The sequence below is a fragment of the Leclercia adecarboxylata genome, assembly GCF_023639785.1.
GTDB classification, from domain to species: Bacteria; Pseudomonadota; Gammaproteobacteria; order Enterobacterales; family Enterobacteriaceae; genus Enterobacter; species Enterobacter adecarboxylatus_D.
Genome location: NZ_CP098325.1, coordinates 442,537 through 460,937 on the forward strand (window position 1 = coordinate 442,537; position 18,401 = coordinate 460,937).

Consider the following 18,401-nt stretch of genomic DNA (forward strand, 5'->3'; position numbering starts at 1 on the left):
GCCGTGATTTGCTGCGGAGCGGCACTTCATATGCTTCCAGGGGTGGAAACAAGGATATTCAGGAGAAAACGTGCCAAAAATCCGCCAGTTATGTTTAGTCAGTGTTTTGCTGACAAGCGGAATCGCCAGCGCGGCGAATGTTCGTTTGCAGGTTGAGGGGTTATCCGGGGCGCTGGAAAAAAACGTACGCGCGCAGCTGTCCACTATTCAGAGCGACGAAGTGACGCCAGACCGTCGCTTTCGGGCGCGCGTGGACGACGCCATCCGCGGTGGTTTAAAAGCGCTCGGCTACTACGAACCGACCATCGACTTCGAACTGCGTCCACCTCCGGCCAAAGGGCGGCAGGTGTTGATTGCCCGCGTCAAGCCGGGCGTTCCGGTACTGATCGGTGGCACTGATGTGGTGCTGCGCGGTGGCGCACGCACGGATCGTGACTATCTGGATCTGCTGAACACGCGGCCCAAAAACGGCACCGTACTTAACCACAGCGACTATGACGGCTTCAAAAAAGATCTGACTAAGGTCGCGCTGCGCAAGGGCTACTTCGACAGCCAGTTCAATAAAAGCCAGCTGGGTATTGCCCTCGACAGGCATCAGGCGTTCTGGGATATCGACTACGACAGCGGGGAACGCTACCGCTTTGGCGACGTCACCTTCGAAGGCTCGCAGATCCGCGATGAATATCTGCAAAATCTGATCCCCTTTAAAGAGGGGGATTACTACGAGTCAAAAGATCTGGCGGAGCTTAACCGTCGCCTGTCCGCCACCGGCTGGTTCAATTCGGTGGTCGTGGCGCCGGAGTTCGATAAAGCGCGACAGACCAAAGTGCTGCCGCTGCACGGCGTGGTCTCTCCGCGCACCGAGAACACCATCGAAACCGGGGTGGGCTACTCCACCGACGTCGGCCCGCGGGTTAAAGCGTCGTGGAAAAAGCCGTGGATGAACTCTTACGGCCACAGCCTGACCAGCAACCTCAGCCTTTCCGCCCCGGAACAGCAGCTCGATTTCAGCTATAAAATGCCGCTGCTGAAAAACCCGCTTGAGCAATATTACCTGGTCCAGGGTGGCTTTAAGCGCACCGATCTTAACGATACCGAAGCGGATTCCACGACCCTCGCCGTGTCGCGCTACTGGGATCTCTCCAGCGGCTGGCAGCGTGCCATCAACCTGCGCTGGAGCCTCGACCACTTTACCCAGGCTAATGTCACCAACACCACCATGCTGTTTTATCCGGGGGTGATGATCAGCCGGACCCGATCCCGCGGCGGGCTGATGCCGGACTGGGGGGATTCCCAGCGCTATTCGATAGATTATTCCAATACCGCCTGGGGCTCGGATGTGGATTTCTCCGTAGTACAGGCGCAGAACGTCTGGATCCGCACCTTCTACGATCGCCATCGCTTTGTGGTGCGCGGCAACCTGGGCTGGATTGAAACCGGTGATTTTGAAAAAGTGCCGCCGGACCTGCGTTTCTTCGCCGGGGGCGATCGCAGCATTCGTGGCTATAAATACAAATCCATCGCGCCAAAAGATGACGACGGCAAGCTGATCGGGGCCTCCAAGCTGGCCACCGGCTCGCTGGAGTATCAGTACAACGTCACCGGAAAATGGTGGGGCGCAACCTTTATCGACAGCGGGGAAGCAGTGAGCGATATCCGCCGCAGCGACTTTAAAACCGGCGCAGGCGTCGGCGTGCGCTGGGAATCACCGGTCGGGCCGATCAAGCTCGATTTCGCCGTGCCGGTGGGCGATAAAGATGAACACGGTTTGCAGTTCTACATCGGTCTGGGGCCTGAATTATGAGTTTATGGAAGAAAATCAGCCTCGGCGTCCTGGTGTTTATCCTGCTGTTGCTGGCTGCAGTGGCCTGGCTGGTGGGCACCACCAGCGGCCTGCACATGCTGTTTAAGGCGGCTGACCGCTGGGTCCCGGGGCTGGAGATTGGCCAGGTCACCGGCGGCTGGCGCGACTTACATCTGAAAAACGTTCGCTACGACCAGCCGGGCGTGGCGGTCAATGCCGGGGATCTGCATCTGGCGGTGAAGCTCGGCTGCCTGCGTGACAGCAGCCTGTGCATTAACGATCTGTCGTTAAAAGATGTTTTCGTGACGATTGATTCGAAAAAAATGCCGCAGTCGGAGCCGGTCGCCGAAGAGGAGAGCGGGCCGCTGGATCTCTCCACGCCGTACCCGATCGCGCTCTACCGGGTGGCGCTGAATAACGTCAACGTCAAAATCGACGACACCACCGTGTCGGTGATGGATTTCAACTCCGGCCTGCGCTGGCGGGAGAAGAACCTGACCTTAACCCCAACCAACCTGCAAGGGCTGCTGATTGCCCTGCCGAAAGTGGCGGACGTAGCGCAGGAAGAGATCGTCGAGCCAAAAATTCAGAACCCGCAGCCGGAAGAGAAGCCGCTGGGCGAAACCCTGAAAGAACTCTTCTCTGAACCCGTGCTGCCGGAGATGACCGACGTCCATCTGCCGCTGAACCTCAATATCGAAGAGTTTAAAGGCGAGCAGCTGCGCCTGACCGGCGACACCGATCTGACGGTCTTCAACATGCTGCTGAAAGTGAGCAGTATCGACGGCAACATGAAGCTCGATGCGCTGGATATCGACACCAACCAGGGCAGCGTCAACGCCACCGGCAACGCATTGTTGCAGGATAACTGGCCGGTCGATATCACCCTCAATAGCACCCTGAACATCGACCCGATTAAAGGCGAGAAGGTGAAGCTGAAGGTTGGCGGCGCCCTGCGCGACCAGCTGGAGTTTGGCGTTAACCTCTCCGGCCCGGTAGACGTGGTGCTGCGCGGCCAGACCCGGCTGGCGGAGGCGGGCCTGCCGCTTAACCTGGAGGTGGTGAGCGAGCAGCTGTACTGGCCGTTTACCGGCGAGAAACAGTATCAGGCCGACGACGTGAAGCTGAAGCTCACCGGCAAGATGACAGACTACACGCTCTCGTTCCGCACGGATGTGAAAGGGCAGGGGCTGCCGCCAGCAAGTATCACGCTGGATGCGAAGGGCAACGAGCAGCAGATTAACCTCGATAAGCTGACGGTCGCGGCGCTGGAAGGCAAAACCGAGCTGACGGCGCTGCTGGACTGGCAGAAAGCGATCAGCTGGCGCGGAGAGCTGAAGCTCACCGGGATCAACACCGCCAAAGAGGTGCCGGACTGGCCTTCTAAGCTCAATGGCCTGATCAAGACGCGCGGCAGTCTGTACGGCGGAAGCTGGCAGATGGAGGTGCCGGAGCTGAAAATCACCGGCAACGTGAAGCAGAACAAAGTGGATGTGAACGGCTCGCTGAAGGGTAACAGCTACCTGCAGTGGGTGATCCCGGGCCTGCACGTCGCGCTCGGTCGCAACACCGCTGACATCAAGGGCGAGCTGGGGGTGAAAGATCTCGAGCTGGATGCCACCATCGACGCACCGAATCTTGATAATGCTCTGCCGGGGCTGGGCGGCACCGCGAAAGGGCTGCTGAAGGTGCGCGGCACGGTTGAAGCACCGCAGCTGCTGGCGGATATCACCGCCAACGGCCTGCGCTGGCAGGAGCTTACCATCGCCCGGGTGCGGGTGGACGGTGACGTGAAATCCACCGATCAGATCGCCGGACACCTGAACCTGCGGGTCGATCGGATTTCACAGCCGGGCGTAAACCTCGATCAGGTGACGCTGGAGGCCAAAGGCAGCGAGAAGCAGCACGACCTTCAGCTGCGTATTCAGGGGGAGCCGGTTTCCGGCCAGCTGCATCTGGCGGGCAGTTTTGACCGCCAGGAGACCCGCTGGAAAGGCACTCTGGATAACACCCGCTTTACCACCCCGGTGGGGCCGTGGTCGTTAGCCCGCTCGATTGCCCTGGATTACCGCAACGCGGAGCAGAAAATCAGCATCGGTCCGCACTGCTGGACCAACCCGAATGCCGAGCTGTGCGTCCCTCAAACCATTGATGCCGGTGCCGAAGGGCGGGCGGTGGTCAATCTTAACCGCTTCGATCTGGCGATGCTCAAGCCGTTTATGCCGGACACCACTCAGGCGAGCGGCGTGTTCAGCGGCAAAGCGGATGTCTCCTGGGATGCCACCAAACCGGGGCTGCCGGAGGGCAACGTTACCCTCGCCGGGCGTAACGTGAAGGTAACGCAGGTGGTGAACGATGCGCCGCTGCCGCTGGCCTTCAGCACCCTGAATCTCACCGCCGATCTGCATAACAACCGCGCCGAGCTGGGCTGGCTGATCCGCCTTACCAACAACGGCCAGTTGGACGGCCAGATCCAGGTGACCGATCCGCAAGGGCGGCGCAATCTGGGCGGCAACGTCAACATTCGCAATCTCAACCTGGCGATGGCGAACGCCATCTTCTCCCGCGGCGAGAAGGCGGCAGGCATGCTGAATGCCAACCTGCGGCTGGCGGGCAGTGCCCAAAGCCCGCAGCTGTTTGGTCAGTTGCAGCTGAACGGCGTTGATATCGACGGTAACTTTATGCCGTTCGATATGCTGCCGAGCCAGCTGGCGATGAACTTCAACGGTATGAGCTCGACCCTGGCGGGCACCGTACGCACCCAGCAGGGGCAGATCAACCTCAGCGGTGATGCGGACTGGAGCCAGCTTGATAACTGGCGCGCGCGCGTGGCGGCCAAAGGCAGCAAGGTGCGTATCACCGTGCCGCCAATGGTGCGTTTAGACGTCTCGCCGGACGTGGTCTTTGAGGCCACGCCGCAGCTGTTCACCCTGGATGGCCGCGTTGATGTGCCCTGGGCCCGTATCGTGGTGCATGAACTGCCGGAAAGCGCGGTGGGCGTCTCCAGCGATGAGGTGATGCTCAACAACAACCTGCAGCCGGAAGAGCCGCAGAGCGCCTCTATCCCGATCAACAGCAATCTGATCGTGCATGTGGGTAACAACGTGCGTCTGGATGCGTTTGGGCTGAAGGCCAGACTGACCGGCGATCTGAAAGTGGCGCAGGATAAGCAGGGGCTGGGCCTGAACGGGCAGATCAACATCCCGGAAGGGCGCTTCCACGCCTATGGCCAGGATTTGATGGTGCGTAAAGGCGAGCTGCTGTTCTCCGGCCCGCCGGATCAGCCGCTGCTGAATATCGAAGCGATCCGTAACCCGGATGCCACAGAAGATGATGTGATCGCCGGGGTGCGCGTGACCGGCACCGCGGACGAACCGAAAGCGGAAATTTTCTCCGACCCGGCAATGTCCCAGCAGGAAGCGCTCTCATACCTGCTGCGCGGGCAGGGGCTGGACAGCAATCAGAGCGACAGCGCGGCCATGACGTCAATGTTAGTCGGTCTGGGGGTTGCACAAAGTGGTCAGGTTGTGGGTAAAATCGGCGAGACCTTTGGCGTAAGCAACCTGGCGCTGGACACCCAGGGGGTCGGTGACTCCTCTCAGGTGGTGGTCAGCGGCTATGTACTGCCGGGTCTGCAGGTGAAATATGGTGTGGGGATCTTTGACTCGCTGGCGACGCTCACGTTACGCTATCGCCTGATGCCTAAGCTATATCTGGAAGCGGTGTCTGGCGTAGACCAGGCACTCGATTTGCTCTATCAGTTTGAGTTTTAGCAATGCGAATATTTGTCTACGGCAGTTTAAGAACGAAGCAAGGCAACAGCCACTGGATGACCAACGCCCAGTTGCTGGGTGATTACAGTATTGAAAACTACCAGCTGTACAGCCTGGGCCACTATCCAGGCGCCGTTCCGGGGGAAGGAGCAGTACAGGGTGAGGTTTATCGTATTGATAATGCCACGCTGGCCGAACTTGATGCCTTGCGCACCAAAGGCGGGGAATACGCTCGCCGGTTGATCCAGACGCCCTACGGCAGTGCATGGATGTACGTGTACCAACGTTCGGTGGAAGGCTTAACGCTGATTGAAAGCGGTAACTGGTTAGACAGAGACCAGTACTGATACGAATAACGCCACCTTCGGGTGGCGTTGTTTTTTGCGCGTTAGCTCGTATTTTGCACTGCAAGTTTTGGCTTTCTCTCATTTTTTTTTGGCATGCTTTCCTGAATTTTCCTGCAAATGAATTTTATGCTGGCCTGCAAATGTGCACTGGCGTAAAACAGTCATCGCACCTTTTTGAGTTATACTTTGTATAACTCGGAGGGGTGAAGATGCGTATTACAATCAAAAAATGGGGCAACAGTGCGGGTGTGGTCATTCCCGGCGTTGTCATGCTGGAACTCAATATGCAGGTGGGCCAAAGTATGGATGCTCAAGTGGTAGACAATCAGCTGGTGCTGACGCCGGTAAGTAAAGGTTATTCTCTGGAAGCGTTGCTGGCGCAATGCGATATGGCTGCGCCAGAGATCGGCGAAGACGCGCTGTGGGGCAAGTCAGACCCGACAGGCAATGAAGTATGGTAAAGGCCCGTGGTTTTGAGCGGGGCGATATTGTTCGGGTCAGGTTTTCACCTTCATCAGGCCATGAGCAGCAAGGCGAAGGTCGTCCGGCGCTGGTGCTGTCCGTCAGCGCATTCAATCAGCTCGGCATGGTACTGGTTGCGCCCATTACCCAGGGTGGGAATTTTGCCCGCTACGCTGGGTTTTGCGTGCCTGTCAGCTGTGAAGAGGGCGATGTGCAGGGCGTCATTCTGGTCAATCAGATTCGCATGATGGACCTGAAGGCCCGGCAGGCCATAAAGGTTGCGGTTGCGACGGATGACGTTGTGCAGGATGCGCTTATGCGCCTTCAGGCAATCGTTGATTAACGAAAGCTAAAGATTTTGTAGGCCGGGTAAGGCGCAGCCGCCACCCGGCAACTGACAGCCACAAAAAAGCCCCGGCTCGCGGGGCTTTTTTACGCAGGTTAAGAATTACTTCTTAGCGCGCTCAAAAGAGGCAACGATTTCAGCTTTCGCCGCTTCTGCGTTGTCCCAGCCGTCAACTTTAACCCATTTGCCTTTCTCGAGATCTTTGTAGTGCTCGAAGAAGTGGGTGATCTGCGCTTTCAGCAGCTCTGGCAGGTCGTTCACATCTTTAATGTGATCGTACTCTTTGCTCAGCTTGGTGTGCGGTACCGCAACCAGTTTCGCATCTTCACCGGATTCGTCGGTCATTTTCAGCACGCCAACCGGACGGCAGCGGATCACGGAGCCCGGCTGCAGTGGGTATGGCGTTGGGACCAGTACGTCTACCGGGTCACCGTCCAGAGACAGGGTGTGGTTGATGTAACCGTAGTTGCACGGATAGAACATTGCGGTAGACATGAAACGGTCTACGAACAGCGCGCCGCTCTCTTTGTCCACTTCGTATTTGATAGGATCAGCGTTCGCCGGGATTTCGATAACTACGTAGATGTCTTCCGGCAGTTCTTTACCCGCTGGGACGTTGAGTAAGCTCATGTCTGTGTCCTTTAAAATGATTGGTAATCAAGTGGCGAGTATTATAGCCAACTGGCGCGGAATGTCTTCGCCTGTTTTCGCCAATCCCTTCACCTGAAGGCCACTATCAGCCCATTCTCATGACAAGATAATCCATAAACTCAGCCGCTTTTTTCATGGGTGAGTGAAAGCGATTACAAACTTGTGATTAACGTTTTATTCACTTTTCTGAAGTGTGATGTAACACACTCCGTTACATCTCGTATTGTCTATAGTCTGTTCGCTGAACAACATTTATCCAACAATAAACTACCCTACGAGGACGCACTTATGTGGAAGCGCTTACTTCTTGTCACAGCAGTTTCGGCAGCCATGTCGTCTATGGCGATGGCCGCCCCCTTAACCGTAGGATTCGCGCAAGTCGGCTCAGAGTCCGGCTGGCGCGCCGCTGAAACCAACGTCGCGAAGAGTGAAGCCGAAAAGCGCGGTATCACGCTGAAAATCGCCGATGGTCAGCAAAAACAGGAAAACCAGATCAAAGCGGTACGCTCTTTTATCGCTCAGGGCGTTGACGCCATCTTCATTGCCCCGGTCGTGGCGACAGGCTGGGAACCCGTTTTAAAAGAAGCTAAAGATGCGGAAATTCCGGTCTTCCTGCTCGATCGTTCCATCGATGTAAAAGACAAATCTCTCTATATGACCACCGTCACCGCCGACAACGTGCTGGAAGGTAAATTGATTGGTGAATGGCTGGTGAAACAGGTGGATGGTAAGCCGTGTAACGTGGTTGAGCTGCAGGGTACCGTTGGCGCCAGCGTGGCTATCGACCGTAAGAAAGGCTTTGCCGACGCCATCTCTAAAGCGTCAAACATCAAAATTATCCGTTCTCAGTCCGGCGACTTTACCCGCAGTAAAGGTAAAGAGGTCATGGAAAGCTTTATCAAAGCCGAGAACAACGGCAAGAACATTTGCATGGTTTACGCCCATAACGACGACATGGTGATCGGCGCTATCCAGGCCATTAAAGAAGCGGGCCTGAAGCCGGGCACCGATATCCTGACGGGCTCCATCGACGGCGTACCGGATATCTATAAAGCGATGATCGACAAAGAGGCCAACGCCAGCGTTGAGCTGACGCCAAACATGGCCGGCCCGGCCTTCGACGCGCTGGAAAAATTCAAGAAAGACGGCACCATGCCGGAGAAAGTCACCATCACCAAATCCACGCTCTATCTGCCTGATACCGCTAAAGAAGAGTTAGAGAAGAAGAAAAATATGGGCTACTGATCCAGAAATTGCCGGGTGGCGCTGCGCTTACCCGGCCTACGATACACGCTTTTGTAGGCCGGATAAGCGTAGCGTCATCCGGCTTGATGCAGGGGAGGAAAACCATGACCACAGACCAACACCAGGAAATCCTCCGCACAGAAGGATTGAGCAAGTACTTCCCCGGCGTAAAAGCGCTGGATAGCGTCGATTTCAGTCTGCGCCGCGGCGAAATCATGGCCCTGCTGGGCGAAAACGGCGCCGGGAAATCCACCCTGATTAAAGCCCTGACCGGTGTCTATCACGCCGATCGCGGCACCATCTGGCTGGAAGGCCACGCTATATCGCCGAAAAATACCGCCCATGCCCAGCAGTTGGGTATCGGGACGGTTTATCAGGAAGTGAACCTGCTGCCGAACATGTCGGTAGCGGATAACCTGTTTATCGGCCGCGAGCCGCGACGTTTTGGTTTTTTGCGCCGCAAAGAGATGGAGGCCCGCGCCACCAGACTAATGGCGTCGTACGGCTTCTCCCTGGACGTGCGCGAGCCGCTGAACCGTTTTTCGGTGGCGATGCAGCAGATTGTTGCCATCTGCCGCGCTATCGATCTCTCCGCCAAAGTGCTGATCCTCGATGAACCCACCGCCAGCCTGGATACTCAGGAGGTGGAGATGCTCTTCACCCTGATGCGCCAGCTGCGCGACCAGGGGGTAAGCCTGATTTTCGTCACCCACTTCCTCGATCAGGTGTATGAGGTGAGCGACCGCATTACCGTCCTGCGTAACGGCAGCTTTGTTGGCTGCCGTGAAACCCGCGAGCTGCCGCAAATCGAGCTGGTCAAAATGATGCTCGGCCGCGAGCTGGAGACCAACGCCCTGCAACGTGCGGGCCGTACCCTGCTCAGCGAGAAACCGGTGGCGGCATTTAAAGACTTCGGCAAGAAAGGCACCATTGCGCCATTTGATCTTGAGGTGCGTCCGGGCGAAATCGTCGGTCTGGCGGGCCTGTTAGGTTCAGGCCGCACCGAAACGGCGGAGGTGATATTCGGGATCAAACCTGCCGACAGCGGTACGGCGATGATCAAAGGCAAACCTCAGGCGCTGCGCTCCCCGCATCAGGCCTCCAGCCTTGGGATCGGCTTTTGCCCGGAAGACAGGAAAACCGACGGCATCATCGCTGCCGCCTCGGTGCGCGAGAATATCATTCTGGCCCTGCAGGCCCAGCGCGGCTGGCTGCGACCCATTCCACGTAAAGAGCAAAACGCCATTGCCGAGCGCTTTATTCGCCAGCTCGGCATCCGTACCCCGAGCGCGGAGCAGCCCATCGAGTTCCTCTCTGGCGGTAACCAGCAGAAGGTGCTGCTGTCGCGCTGGCTGCTGACCAAACCGCAGTTCCTGATCCTCGACGAGCCCACCCGCGGTATCGACGTGGGGGCGCACGCGGAAATTATCCGCCTGATCGAAACCCTCTGCGCCGATGGTCTGGCGCTGCTGGTCATCTCCTCGGAGCTGGAAGAGCTGGTGGGCTATGCGGATCGGGTGATCATCATGCGCGACCGTCAGCAGGTAGCCGAGATCCCGCTGGACAAGCTCTCCGTTCCGGCCATCATGAACGCCATTGCGGCATAAGGAGTAGATCGTGATGCCACGTTCACTTTCTCAGACCGGCGAGCCGAAGCGCCGCTTCAGCTGGCCCACCGGCACGCCGCAAATCATTGCGCTGCTACTGGTATTGCTGGTGGATAGCCTCGTTTCACCGCACTTTTATCAGATTATCCTTCAGGATGGCCGCCTGTTCGGCAGTCCGATTGATATTTTAAACCGCGCCGCCCCGGTGGCCCTGCTGGCAATCGGCATGACCCTGGTGATCGCCACCGGCGGTATCGACCTGTCGGTGGGGGCAGTGATGGCCATTGCGGGCGCGACGGCGGCCTCGATGACCGTGGCCGGACACAGCCTGCCGGTGGTGCTGCTGGTGACGCTGGGCACCGGCGTACTGGCGGGGCTGTGGAACGGCATCCTGGTGGCGATCCTCAAAATCCAGCCCTTCGTCGCCACCCTGATTTTAATGGTGGCCGGACGCGGGGTGGCACAGCTGATCACCTCCGGGCAGATCGTCACCTTCAACGCCCCGAATCTGGCGTGGATTGGCAGCGGCTCGCTGCTGTTCTTCCCGACGCCGGTAATTATCGTGGTGGTCACCCTGATCGCCTTCTGGCTGTTCACCCGCAAAACCGCTCTCGGGATGTTTATCGAAGCGGTGGGGATCAACATTCGCGCCGCGAAAAACGCCGGGGTCAGTACCCGCCTGATGGTAATGCTGACCTACGTCTTAAGCGGAGTATGTGCCGCCATTGCCGGGATCATTGTCGCCGCGGATATTCGCGGCGCGGATGCCAACAACGCCGGTCTGTGGCTGGAGCTGGATGCCATTCTGGCGGTGGTGATTGGCGGCGGGTCGCTGATGGGCGGGCGCTTCAACCTGCTGCTGTCGGTGATTGGCGCGCTGATTATCCAGGGGATGAACACCGGCATTCTGCTGTCCGGTTTCCCGCCGGAACTCAACCAGGTGGTGAAAGCGGTGGTGGTGCTCTGCGTGCTCATCGTGCAGTCGCCGCGCTTTATCAGTCTCATTAAGGGGATGCGTGGTCATGATAAAACGTAATTTACCGCTCATGATAACCCTGGGCGTGTTTGTGCTGGGGTATCTCTACTGCCTGACGCAGTTCCCCGGTTTTGCATCGACGCGGGTGATCTGCAACATTCTGACCGATAACGCCTTTCTCGGGATTATCGCCGTTGGCATGACCTTCGTGATCCTTTCCGGCGGGATCGACCTCTCCGTCGGCTCGGTGATCGCCTTTACCGGCGTCTTCCTGGCAAAAGCGATTGGCTACTGGGGGATCTCCCCGCTGCTCGCCTTCCCGCTGGTGCTGGCGATGGGCTGTGCCTTTGGCGCCTTTATGGGGCTGCTGATCGACGCCCTGAAAATTCCGGCGTTTATTATCACCCTCGCGGGGATGTTCTTCCTGCGCGGCGTCAGCTATCTGGTGTCGGAAGAGTCGATCCCGATTAACCATCCGGTGTATGACACCCTCTCCAGCCTGGCGTGGAAAATCCCCGGTGGCGGCCGCCTGAGTATTCTCGGTTTAGTGATGCTGGGCGTGGTGGTGATGGGTATTTTCCTCGCCCACCGCACCCGTTTCGGCAATGAAGTGTATGCCATCGGCGGCAGCGCGACATCGGCGAACCTGATGGGGATCTCCACCCGCAGCACCACCATCCGGATCTATATGCTTTCTACCGGGCTGGCGACGCTGGCGGGGATTGTCTTCTCCATCTATACCCAGGCGGGCTACGCGCTGGCAGGCGTTGGCGTAGAGCTGGACGCCATTGCCTCGGTGGTGATTGGCGGCACGCTGCTCAGCGGCGGGGTCGGCACGGTGCTGGGCACGCTGTTCGGGGTGGCGATCCAGGGGCTGATCCAGACCTACATTAATTTCGACGGCACCCTGAGCTCGTGGTGGACCAAGATTGCGATTGGCATTCTGTTGTTCATCTTTATTGCCCTGCAGCGCGGCCTGACCGTACTCTGGGAGAACCGCCAGAGCTCGCCTGTCACACGGGTGAACATCACGACCAGCAAGGGATAACTCCCTGAATTTGCGTAAAGTCTAAACCTTTTCCGGTAGCGGCCGATAACCCTTAATTCTGTCCAGATTTATCTCGCTACCGGAAATTACATCATGCTGAAAACGCTATCGATTCGTACCGGCTTGCTTTCGTTACTGGCCGTCATGACCCTCCTGCTGCTGCTCGTCAGCGGTATTGGCATTTATGCCCTCACCCAGAGTTCCTCCTCACTGCAGCGCATTAATCACCTTCAGGGTGAGCAGCTGGTGCAGCTCAATTCGGGCTACACCCTGATCCTGCGCGCGCGCAACGAGGCGGGGCAGGCCGTGCGCATGATGGAGGTGGGCCTGCTGGATGACGCCGCCAAATCGGTGAAGAACATCAATGACGAAATCAAACAGGCGCAAACCACGCTGAAAAGCGTGATCGATAGCGGCGTGAACGATCCCGAAGGGGAACAGCTGCTGAAGAAGGTTGCCGCGAGCCTGGCGGCCTATAACGCCCAGGGGATCGTGCCAATGCAGAATGCCCTGAATGCGCAGAATGCGGATGACTATTACGATCTGCTGGAGAACCGTCTGGTGCCGGTGGCGCGTCAGTTTGACAACGACATGCAGGCCTTCCAGACCTGGAGTGACGCCCGCGGCAAAGCCGAAGTTGCCGCGGTGCAGGCGAGTAAAAATCGGGTGATGCTGCTGATTATCGTCGCCGCGCTGCTGACCGCCGGCATTATCGTGCTGGCCTGGCTGGCGCTGCGCCATATGCTGCTCAAGCCGCTCTCCACCTCTATCGCCCAGCTCGAGCACGTGGCCGCCGGGGATCTGACCCATGCTTCGCCAGCCCCTGCCAGCCAGGAGTTTAACCGCCTGAACGCCGCCATCGAGGAGATGCGCCAGTCGCTGATGGGCTCGGTGCTGCGGGTGCGCGACGCCAGCTCGCAAATCGACACCGGCAGCCGGGAGCTGACCGCAGGCAACATGCACCTTGCCCAGCGTACGGAATCCACCGCCACCTCGCTGGAGCAGACCGCCGCCAGCATGGAAGAGCTCACCGCCACGGTAAAACAGAATGCCCATAACGCCGAACAGGCGCATCAGGTGGCGAAGACGATGTCGGATACCGCCGATCGCGGCAGCGAAATGGTGTGCTACGTGATTGAGAAGATGCGCGACATCTCCGGCAGCGCTGACCGTATCGCCGATATTCTCAGCGTCATCGACGGTATCGCCTTCCAGACCAATATCCTGGCGCTGAATGCTTCGGTCGAGGCCGCCCGCGCGGGTGAGCAGGGGCGTGGGTTTGCGGTCGTGGCCGGAGAAGTGCGTATCCTCGCCAGCCGGAGCGCCGATGCGGCAAAAGAGATCCGCACTCTGATTAGCGATTCACAGTCACACGTCAGCGAAGGCAGCGAGCTGGCCCAGCAGGCGGGGGAAACGATGGATGAGATCGCTACCGAAGTGATGCGCATGACCCGCCTGATGCGTGAGATCGCCAACGCGTCGCACGAGCAGAGTCGTGGTATTGAGCAGGTAAATATTGCGGTCAATCAGATGGATGAAACCGCGCAGCAAAACGCGGCGCTGGTGCAGCAATCTTCGGCGGCGACGCGCTCGCTGGAAGAGCAATCCCGCGAGCTTATCGAGGCGATGTCGTCGTTTAAACTGTCGCTGCAACAGGCATAGCATCACCCTGTCCCGGTGTCACAGGCGCCGGGACGCTCTCCCCCCAGGAGGGCGCGCTGGCAATATGGTCGTGGATCAAGCCCAGCAGCTTTTCCATCTCAGCGGCCAGGTGCAGCGCATAGGGCGTTGGCTCAAGATACAGGCCTTTGCGGGTAAAAAGCGGGGCCTTAAAAAGCACACCAAAGCGTTTCAGCGCCAGGCTCACGGCGGGTCTGGACATCTCCAGGCGTAAAGAGGCTTTGGCCATGCTCCCGCACCTGACAACTTCAATAAAGACCGGGATCAGATTGAGATCGATGCCCGTCGTTGAGCGAGAGAAGTTTTTCATTTCTGCTGATTTCCGTTGAACACTATTTGAACGCCGTAATGATGACGGATTGAGCGGGCGGGTGACAGCAGCATTTTTATATAGTGTTATACCGACAAAGGTATAAATCACTGGAAAAACAAAAGGGCCTGGCGGCCCTTCTGGTCAAACTCAGGCATCCGGGTATTCGCGGATAAAACGTTCGACGTCTTCAACCATATGGTCGTTACCAACGAAGAACGAACGACGCTGGTGCAGGCTTTCAGGAATGATATCCATAATCCGCTCTTTGCCGTCGCTGGCTTTACCGCCCGCCTGCTCGGCGAGGAAGGCCATCGGGTTGCACTCATATAGCAGACGCAGCTTGCCTTCCGGGTGGCTGGCGGTGCTTGGATAGAGGTAGATGCCGCCTTTCAGCAGGTTGCGGTGGAAATCCGCCACCAGAGAGCCGATGTAACGCGAGGTATAAGGGCGCTGGGTGGATTTATCCTCTTCCTGGCAGAATTTAATGTACTTTTTCACACCCGCCGGGAATTTAATGTAGTTCCCTTCGTTGATGGAATAAGTGCTGCCTTTCTGCGGATAGCGCATGCGCTCCTGGCACAGGCAGAACACGCCCAGCGACGGATCGTAGGTGAAGGCATGCACGCCACAGCCGGTGGTGTACACCAGCATGGTGGAGGAGCCGTACACCACATAGCCCGCCGCAACCTGCTTGTTGCCCGGCTGCAGGAAATCTTCTTCAGTCACCGGCGTGCCGACAGGGGTGACACGACGATAAATGGAGAAAATGGTGCCGACAGAGACGTTAACGTCGATGTTGGAGGAGCCATCCAGCGGATCCATCAGTACGACATACTTCGCGTGTTCACACCCTTCAAAGACGACAATTTCATCTTCTTCTTCCGAGGCGATACCCGCAACGATGTCGCGTGCGCGCAGTGCAGCTTTCAGTTTTTCGTTCGCGAACAGATCGAGTTTCTGTTGAACTTCGCCCTGCACGTTTTCAGCACCGCTGGCACCCAGGATATCGACCAGACCGGCCTTATTGATATCGCGGTGGATGATCTTGGCGCCCAGCTTTATTGCCGACAACAAAGCAGTGAGCTCACCGGTAGCATGCGAGAACTCGTGCTGCTTTTCGACAATAAATTCACCTAACGTTTTCATAACACTTTCCCTGCATTGGATGTTGAGTAAAGTTGTTGATGCCCAACAATCTTAACAAACTTTCAAATAGTGTCGCAGAGGTGAATCGCGCCAGCTTGCTACAGATTTTCCTGAAATGCGTTTCTCTGCTGCTGACATATGCGTAAAATGTGCGCCACATTGAAGAAGGATAGTGACGTATGCGCATTCATATATTGGGGATTTGTGGCACTTTCATGGGCGGCCTGGCTATGCTGGCGCGCGCTCTTGGCCATGAGGTGACAGGTTCGGACGCCAATGTGTATCCGCCGATGAGCACGCTGCTGGAAAACCAGGGCATCGATTTGATTCAGGGTTACGACGCCAGCCAGCTGGAACCGCAGCCGGATCTGGTGATCATCGGTAACGCCATGACCCGTGGTAATCCCTGCGTAGAAGCCGTGCTGGAAAGGAATATTCCCTACATGTCAGGCCCGCAGTGGCTGCATGATTTTGTCCTGCGCGATCGCTGGGTGCTGGCCGTTGCCGGTACTCACGGTAAAACCACCACCGCCGGTATGGCGACCTGGATCCTCGAAGCCTGCGGCTACAAGCCGGGCTTTGTGATCGGCGGCGTACCGGGCAATTTCGACGTCTCAGCCCGTCTGGGCGAGAGCCCGTTTTTTGTCATCGAAGCAGACGAATACGACTGCGCGTTCTTTGATAAACGCTCCAAATTTGTCCACTACTGCCCGCGCACGCTGATCCTCAACAACCTTGAGTTCGACCACGCGGACATTTTCGACGACCTGAAAGCGATTCAAAAACAGTTCCACCATCTGGTGCGCATCGTGCCGGGCCAGGGGCGGATCATTCTGCCGGAAAATGACATCAACCTGAAGCAGACCCTGGCGATGGGGTGCTGGAGCGAGCAGGAGCTGGTGGGCGAGCAGGGCCACTGGCAGGCGAAAAAGCTGACCAACGATGCCTCTCAATGGGAAGTGTTGCTGGATGGCGAAAAAGTCGGGGAAGTGAACTGGGCGTTGGTCGGCGAACACAACATGCATAACGGCCTGATGGCGATTGCCGCGGCCCGTCATGTGGGCGTGCTGCCCGCCGATGCGGCCAGTGCGCTGGGCTCATTTATCAATGCCCGTCGCCGTCTTGAGTTGCGCGGCGAAGCCCATGGCGTGACGGTGTATGACGATTTTGCCCATCACCCGACCGCGATCCTGGCCACCCTGGCGGCCCTGCGCGGCAAAGTGGGCGGCACGGCACGCATTCTGGCCGTACTGGAACCACGCTCCAACACCATGAAGATGGGGGTCTGCAAAGACGATCTGGCGCCCTCTCTGGGCCGTGCAGATGAGGTCTTCCTGCTGCAGCCGCAGCACATTCCGTGGCAGGTTGCGGAAGTGGCCGAAGCCTGCGTCCAGCCAGCGCACTGGAGCGCTGATGTGGATACGTTAGCGGAAATGGTGGTGAAAACCGCACAGCCTGGCGATCACATCCTGGTGATGAGTAACGGCGGGTTTGGTGGGATCCATCAGAAGCTGCTGGACGGTCTGGCGAAAAAAGCGGAAGCGACGCTGTAACGCAAAAAATGGCCTTGTGAAACACAGGGCCATTTTAATATTTTAAACGGAAGCAAAGCCCTGGTTGGCGCCGCCGTAGGATGCGCGGTATTCAGCGGCCCAGACTGCTGCTGCATCGCGGCCGTTGTTGAAGCCTTCAACGCCACAAGAAAAACCGCAGCTGACAAAACCGATTGCCGCTGAAACCAGCTGGTTAATAGCGCCGGTAATAAAGCTGCCAGAACCACTTACCTTGCCGGCCACCGCTGCGCCGGTCAGGCCGCCGTCCAGTATACCCCAGAGCGCACCGATTAAACGTTGTTCCCTCGTTAAATCAGCTGCACCGCCTACTGTACTTAACTCTACTGCATTTAATTCACGCATTTCAGAATCCTTCATTGATTACGCTGCGTTATTTCATCACCGGTAGTCGGACATTCATGACCCGCTCTCGTTTCTTTATGCTATGCGCATGTTGTAAAAAATGGCCCTGTATTCATACAGGGCCATGAGAAATAGCGCTGAATCTATACCGGTAAGGGGAAGGGTTTAGATAGTACCAAACGCCTGGCTCGCGCTACCGAAGGTTTCACGGTAGTTCTGAGCAACGACCTTGATTTCGTCACGGCCGTACAGGAAGCCACCGACAGCGCCAAAAAGACCACCGCCCACAATACCAATGATGGCGGAAACCAGCTGGTTAACCGCACCCGCGATGAAACCGCCAGCACCACTCACTTTACCGCCGATTGCAACGCCGGTCAGGATGCCATCCATCGCACCCCAGATTGCACCCTGAACACGTTCATCCATGGTCATTTCACCAGCACCGGTAACAAAACTCATATCCATAGCATTTAATTCACGCATTTTATATCCCTTAATAGTTAATTGGTTATTGTTATTAATAACCTAAAGAACCGCCAAATCAGATTGGACGATTTATACATTATGCAGATAATTAAACGAAAGCTATCGCTTCAATATATATTATTCACAAATGCATTGAAGAGTGAGGGTTAAAAGGTTTCTAAGAAATGATTAATTTTTAAAAACATTACCCGAGTAAATTATGGCTTAAATAGTACCAAACGCCTGGCTCGCGCTACCGAAGGTTTCACGGTAGTTCTGAGCAACGACCTTGATTTCGTCACGGCCGTACAGGAAGCCACCGACCGCACCAAAAATGCCGCCGCCCACAATGCCAATAATGGCGGAAACCAGCTGGTTAACCGCACCCGCGATGAAACCGCCAGCACCACTCACTTTACCGCCGATTGCAACGCCGGTCAGGATGCCATCCATCGCACCCCAGATTGCACCCTGAACACGTTCATCCATAGTCATTTCACCTGCACCGGTAACGAAGCTCATATCCATAGCATTTAATTCACGCATTTTAATACTCCATATCAAAATCAAAAAAGATGTGTTTCGCATAATGATAAAAACGATACAGCTATACACGCAG

At 57.0% G+C, this 18,401-nt stretch carries 17 protein-coding genes; 11 read left to right on the forward strand and 6 right to left on the reverse strand.

All coding sequences use genetic code 11. The features are described 5' to 3' along the window. Positions 1–70: 70 nt before the first annotated feature. The 5 genes from tamA (at position 71) to NB069_RS02125 (ending at position 6,729) form a co-directional block, all read left to right on the forward strand. A complete protein-coding gene (gene tamA, locus NB069_RS02105; protein ID WP_250587348.1) occupies positions 71–1,804 on the forward strand; it encodes an autotransporter assembly complex protein TamA in 1,734 nt (577 codons plus the stop codon). After that, on the forward strand, positions 1,801–5,577 hold the full coding sequence (gene tamB, locus NB069_RS02110) for an autotransporter assembly complex protein TamB (protein ID WP_250587350.1): 3,777 nt from the start codon (positions 1,801–1,803) through the stop codon (positions 5,575–5,577). The genes tamA and tamB overlap by 4 nt, the downstream gene beginning before the upstream one ends. 2 nt (positions 5,578–5,579) lie before the next feature. Then, positions 5,580–5,924: a gamma-glutamylcyclotransferase family protein gene (locus NB069_RS02115; RefSeq protein WP_039028479.1), complete on the forward strand. Its 345-nt coding sequence runs from the start codon at positions 5,580–5,582 to the stop codon at positions 5,922–5,924. A gap of 209 nt (positions 5,925–6,133) precedes the next feature. Next, a complete protein-coding gene (locus tag NB069_RS02120; RefSeq protein ID WP_250587352.1) occupies positions 6,134–6,385 on the forward strand; it encodes an AbrB/MazE/SpoVT family DNA-binding domain-containing protein in 252 nt (83 codons plus the stop codon). Next, positions 6,379–6,729, forward strand: coding sequence for a type II toxin-antitoxin system ChpB family toxin (locus NB069_RS02125; RefSeq protein WP_250587354.1), 351 nt, complete (start codon positions 6,379–6,381; stop codon positions 6,727–6,729). The genes NB069_RS02120 and NB069_RS02125 overlap by 7 nt, the downstream gene beginning before the upstream one ends. Before the next feature lie 105 nt (positions 6,730–6,834). Here NB069_RS02125 and ppa read toward each other — a convergent pair whose 3' ends face one another. Further along, a complete protein-coding gene (ppa, locus tag NB069_RS02130) occupies positions 6,835–7,362 on the reverse strand; it encodes an inorganic diphosphatase (protein ID WP_250587356.1) in 528 nt (175 codons plus the stop codon). A 309-nt stretch (positions 7,363–7,671) separates the two neighbouring features. On the opposite strand from ppa, the gene ytfQ reads away from it, so the two are divergent. The 5 genes from ytfQ to NB069_RS02155 all read left to right on the forward strand — a co-directional run bounded on the left by ytfQ (position 7,672) and on the right by NB069_RS02155 (position 13,921). Further along, entirely contained in the window at positions 7,672–8,628 is a 957-nt protein-coding gene (ytfQ, locus tag NB069_RS02135) for a galactofuranose ABC transporter substrate-binding protein YtfQ (protein WP_032616231.1), read from the forward strand. 104 nt (positions 8,629–8,732) lie between these two features. Continuing rightward, on the forward strand, positions 8,733–10,235 hold the full coding sequence (gene ytfR / locus NB069_RS02140) for a galactofuranose ABC transporter, ATP-binding protein YtfR (protein WP_250587358.1): 1,503 nt from the start codon (positions 8,733–8,735) through the stop codon (positions 10,233–10,235). A 10-nt stretch (positions 10,236–10,245) separates the two neighbouring features. After that, entirely contained in the window at positions 10,246–11,271 is a 1,026-nt protein-coding gene (gene ytfT, locus NB069_RS02145) for a galactofuranose ABC transporter, ATP-binding protein YtfT (RefSeq protein ID WP_250587360.1), read from the forward strand. After that, positions 11,258–12,259, forward strand: coding sequence for a galactofuranose ABC transporter, permease protein YjfF (gene yjfF, locus NB069_RS02150; RefSeq protein ID WP_250587362.1), 1,002 nt, complete (start codon positions 11,258–11,260; stop codon positions 12,257–12,259). Before ytfT ends, yjfF begins: the two co-directional genes overlap by 14 nt. Before the next feature lie 93 nt (positions 12,260–12,352). Beyond that, positions 12,353–13,921 (forward strand): methyl-accepting chemotaxis protein, encoded by a 1,569-nt coding sequence (locus NB069_RS02155; RefSeq protein WP_250587364.1) that lies wholly within the window; start codon positions 12,353–12,355, stop codon positions 13,919–13,921. Here NB069_RS02155 and NB069_RS02160 read toward each other — a convergent pair. Together NB069_RS02160 and fbp are read right to left on the reverse strand one after the other, a co-directional pair. Then, positions 13,896–14,249, reverse strand: a complete 354-nt coding sequence (locus tag NB069_RS02160; protein WP_250587366.1) for a LysR family transcriptional regulator — start codon at positions 14,247–14,249, stop codon at positions 13,896–13,898. The two genes, NB069_RS02155 and NB069_RS02160, sit on opposite strands and share 26 nt — an antisense overlap. 150 nt (positions 14,250–14,399) lie before the next feature. Continuing rightward, positions 14,400–15,398: a class 1 fructose-bisphosphatase gene (gene fbp / locus NB069_RS02165; RefSeq protein ID WP_250587368.1), complete on the reverse strand. Its 999-nt coding sequence runs from the start codon at positions 15,396–15,398 to the stop codon at positions 14,400–14,402. Between the two features lie 179 nt (positions 15,399–15,577). Between fbp and mpl the strand changes: the two genes are divergently transcribed. Beyond that, on the forward strand, positions 15,578–16,951 hold the full coding sequence (gene mpl, locus NB069_RS02170; RefSeq protein ID WP_250587370.1) for a UDP-N-acetylmuramate:L-alanyl-gamma-D-glutamyl-meso-diaminopimelate ligase: 1,374 nt from the start codon (positions 15,578–15,580) through the stop codon (positions 16,949–16,951). 42 nt (positions 16,952–16,993) lie between these two features. Here the strand turns inward: mpl and NB069_RS02175 are convergent, their stop codons facing one another. The 3 genes from NB069_RS02175 to NB069_RS02185 all read right to left on the reverse strand — a co-directional run bounded on the left by NB069_RS02175 (position 16,994) and on the right by NB069_RS02185 (position 18,328). Then, entirely contained in the window at positions 16,994–17,329 is a 336-nt protein-coding gene (locus tag NB069_RS02175) for a DUF5862 family protein (RefSeq protein WP_250587372.1), read from the reverse strand. Positions 17,330–17,479: 150 nt separating this feature from the next. Further along, positions 17,480–17,800 carry a DUF5862 family protein gene (locus NB069_RS02180; RefSeq protein ID WP_250587373.1) on the reverse strand — a complete coding sequence of 107 codons (321 nt, stop codon included), beginning with the start codon at positions 17,798–17,800 and terminating at the stop codon, positions 17,480–17,482. Between the two features lie 207 nt (positions 17,801–18,007). Beyond that, the gene (locus NB069_RS02185; RefSeq protein ID WP_250587374.1) at positions 18,008–18,328 is read right to left on the reverse strand and encodes a DUF5862 family protein; all 321 of its coding nucleotides are present in this window, start codon (positions 18,326–18,328) and stop codon (positions 18,008–18,010) included. Between the last annotated feature and the right edge of the window lie 73 nt (positions 18,329–18,401).

Bases quoted from the DNA above. Each gene is read 5' to 3' on its own strand.
- tamB (WP_250587350.1), top strand. From the start codon at position 1,801: ATGAGTTTATGGAAGAAAATCAGCCTCGGCGTCCTGGTGTTTATCCTG.
- NB069_RS02115 (WP_039028479.1), top strand. From the start codon at position 5,580: ATGCGAATATTTGTCTACGGCAGTTTAAGAACGAAGCAAGGCAACAGC.
- NB069_RS02120 (WP_250587352.1), top strand. From the start codon at position 6,134: ATGCGTATTACAATCAAAAAATGGGGCAACAGTGCGGGTGTGGTCATT.
- NB069_RS02125 (WP_250587354.1), top strand. From the start codon at position 6,379: ATGGTAAAGGCCCGTGGTTTTGAGCGGGGCGATATTGTTCGGGTCAGG.
- ppa (WP_250587356.1), bottom strand. From the start codon at position 7,362: ATGAGCTTACTCAACGTCCCAGCGGGTAAAGAACTGCCGGAAGACATC.
- ytfQ (WP_032616231.1), top strand. From the start codon at position 7,672: ATGTGGAAGCGCTTACTTCTTGTCACAGCAGTTTCGGCAGCCATGTCG.
- ytfR (WP_250587358.1), top strand. From the start codon at position 8,733: ATGACCACAGACCAACACCAGGAAATCCTCCGCACAGAAGGATTGAGC.
- yjfF (WP_250587362.1), top strand. From the start codon at position 11,258: ATGATAAAACGTAATTTACCGCTCATGATAACCCTGGGCGTGTTTGTG.
- NB069_RS02155 (WP_250587364.1), top strand. From the start codon at position 12,353: ATGCTGAAAACGCTATCGATTCGTACCGGCTTGCTTTCGTTACTGGCC.
- NB069_RS02160 (WP_250587366.1), bottom strand. From the start codon at position 14,249: ATGAAAAACTTCTCTCGCTCAACGACGGGCATCGATCTCAATCTGATC.
- fbp (WP_250587368.1), bottom strand. From the start codon at position 15,398: ATGAAAACGTTAGGTGAATTTATTGTCGAAAAGCAGCACGAGTTCTCG.
- mpl (WP_250587370.1), top strand. From the start codon at position 15,578: ATGCGCATTCATATATTGGGGATTTGTGGCACTTTCATGGGCGGCCTG.
- NB069_RS02175 (WP_250587372.1), bottom strand. From the start codon at position 17,329: ATGAAGGATTCTGAAATGCGTGAATTAAATGCAGTAGAGTTAAGTACA.
- NB069_RS02180 (WP_250587373.1), bottom strand. From the start codon at position 17,800: ATGCGTGAATTAAATGCTATGGATATGAGTTTTGTTACCGGTGCTGGT.
- NB069_RS02185 (WP_250587374.1), bottom strand. From the start codon at position 18,328: ATGCGTGAATTAAATGCTATGGATATGAGCTTCGTTACCGGTGCAGGT.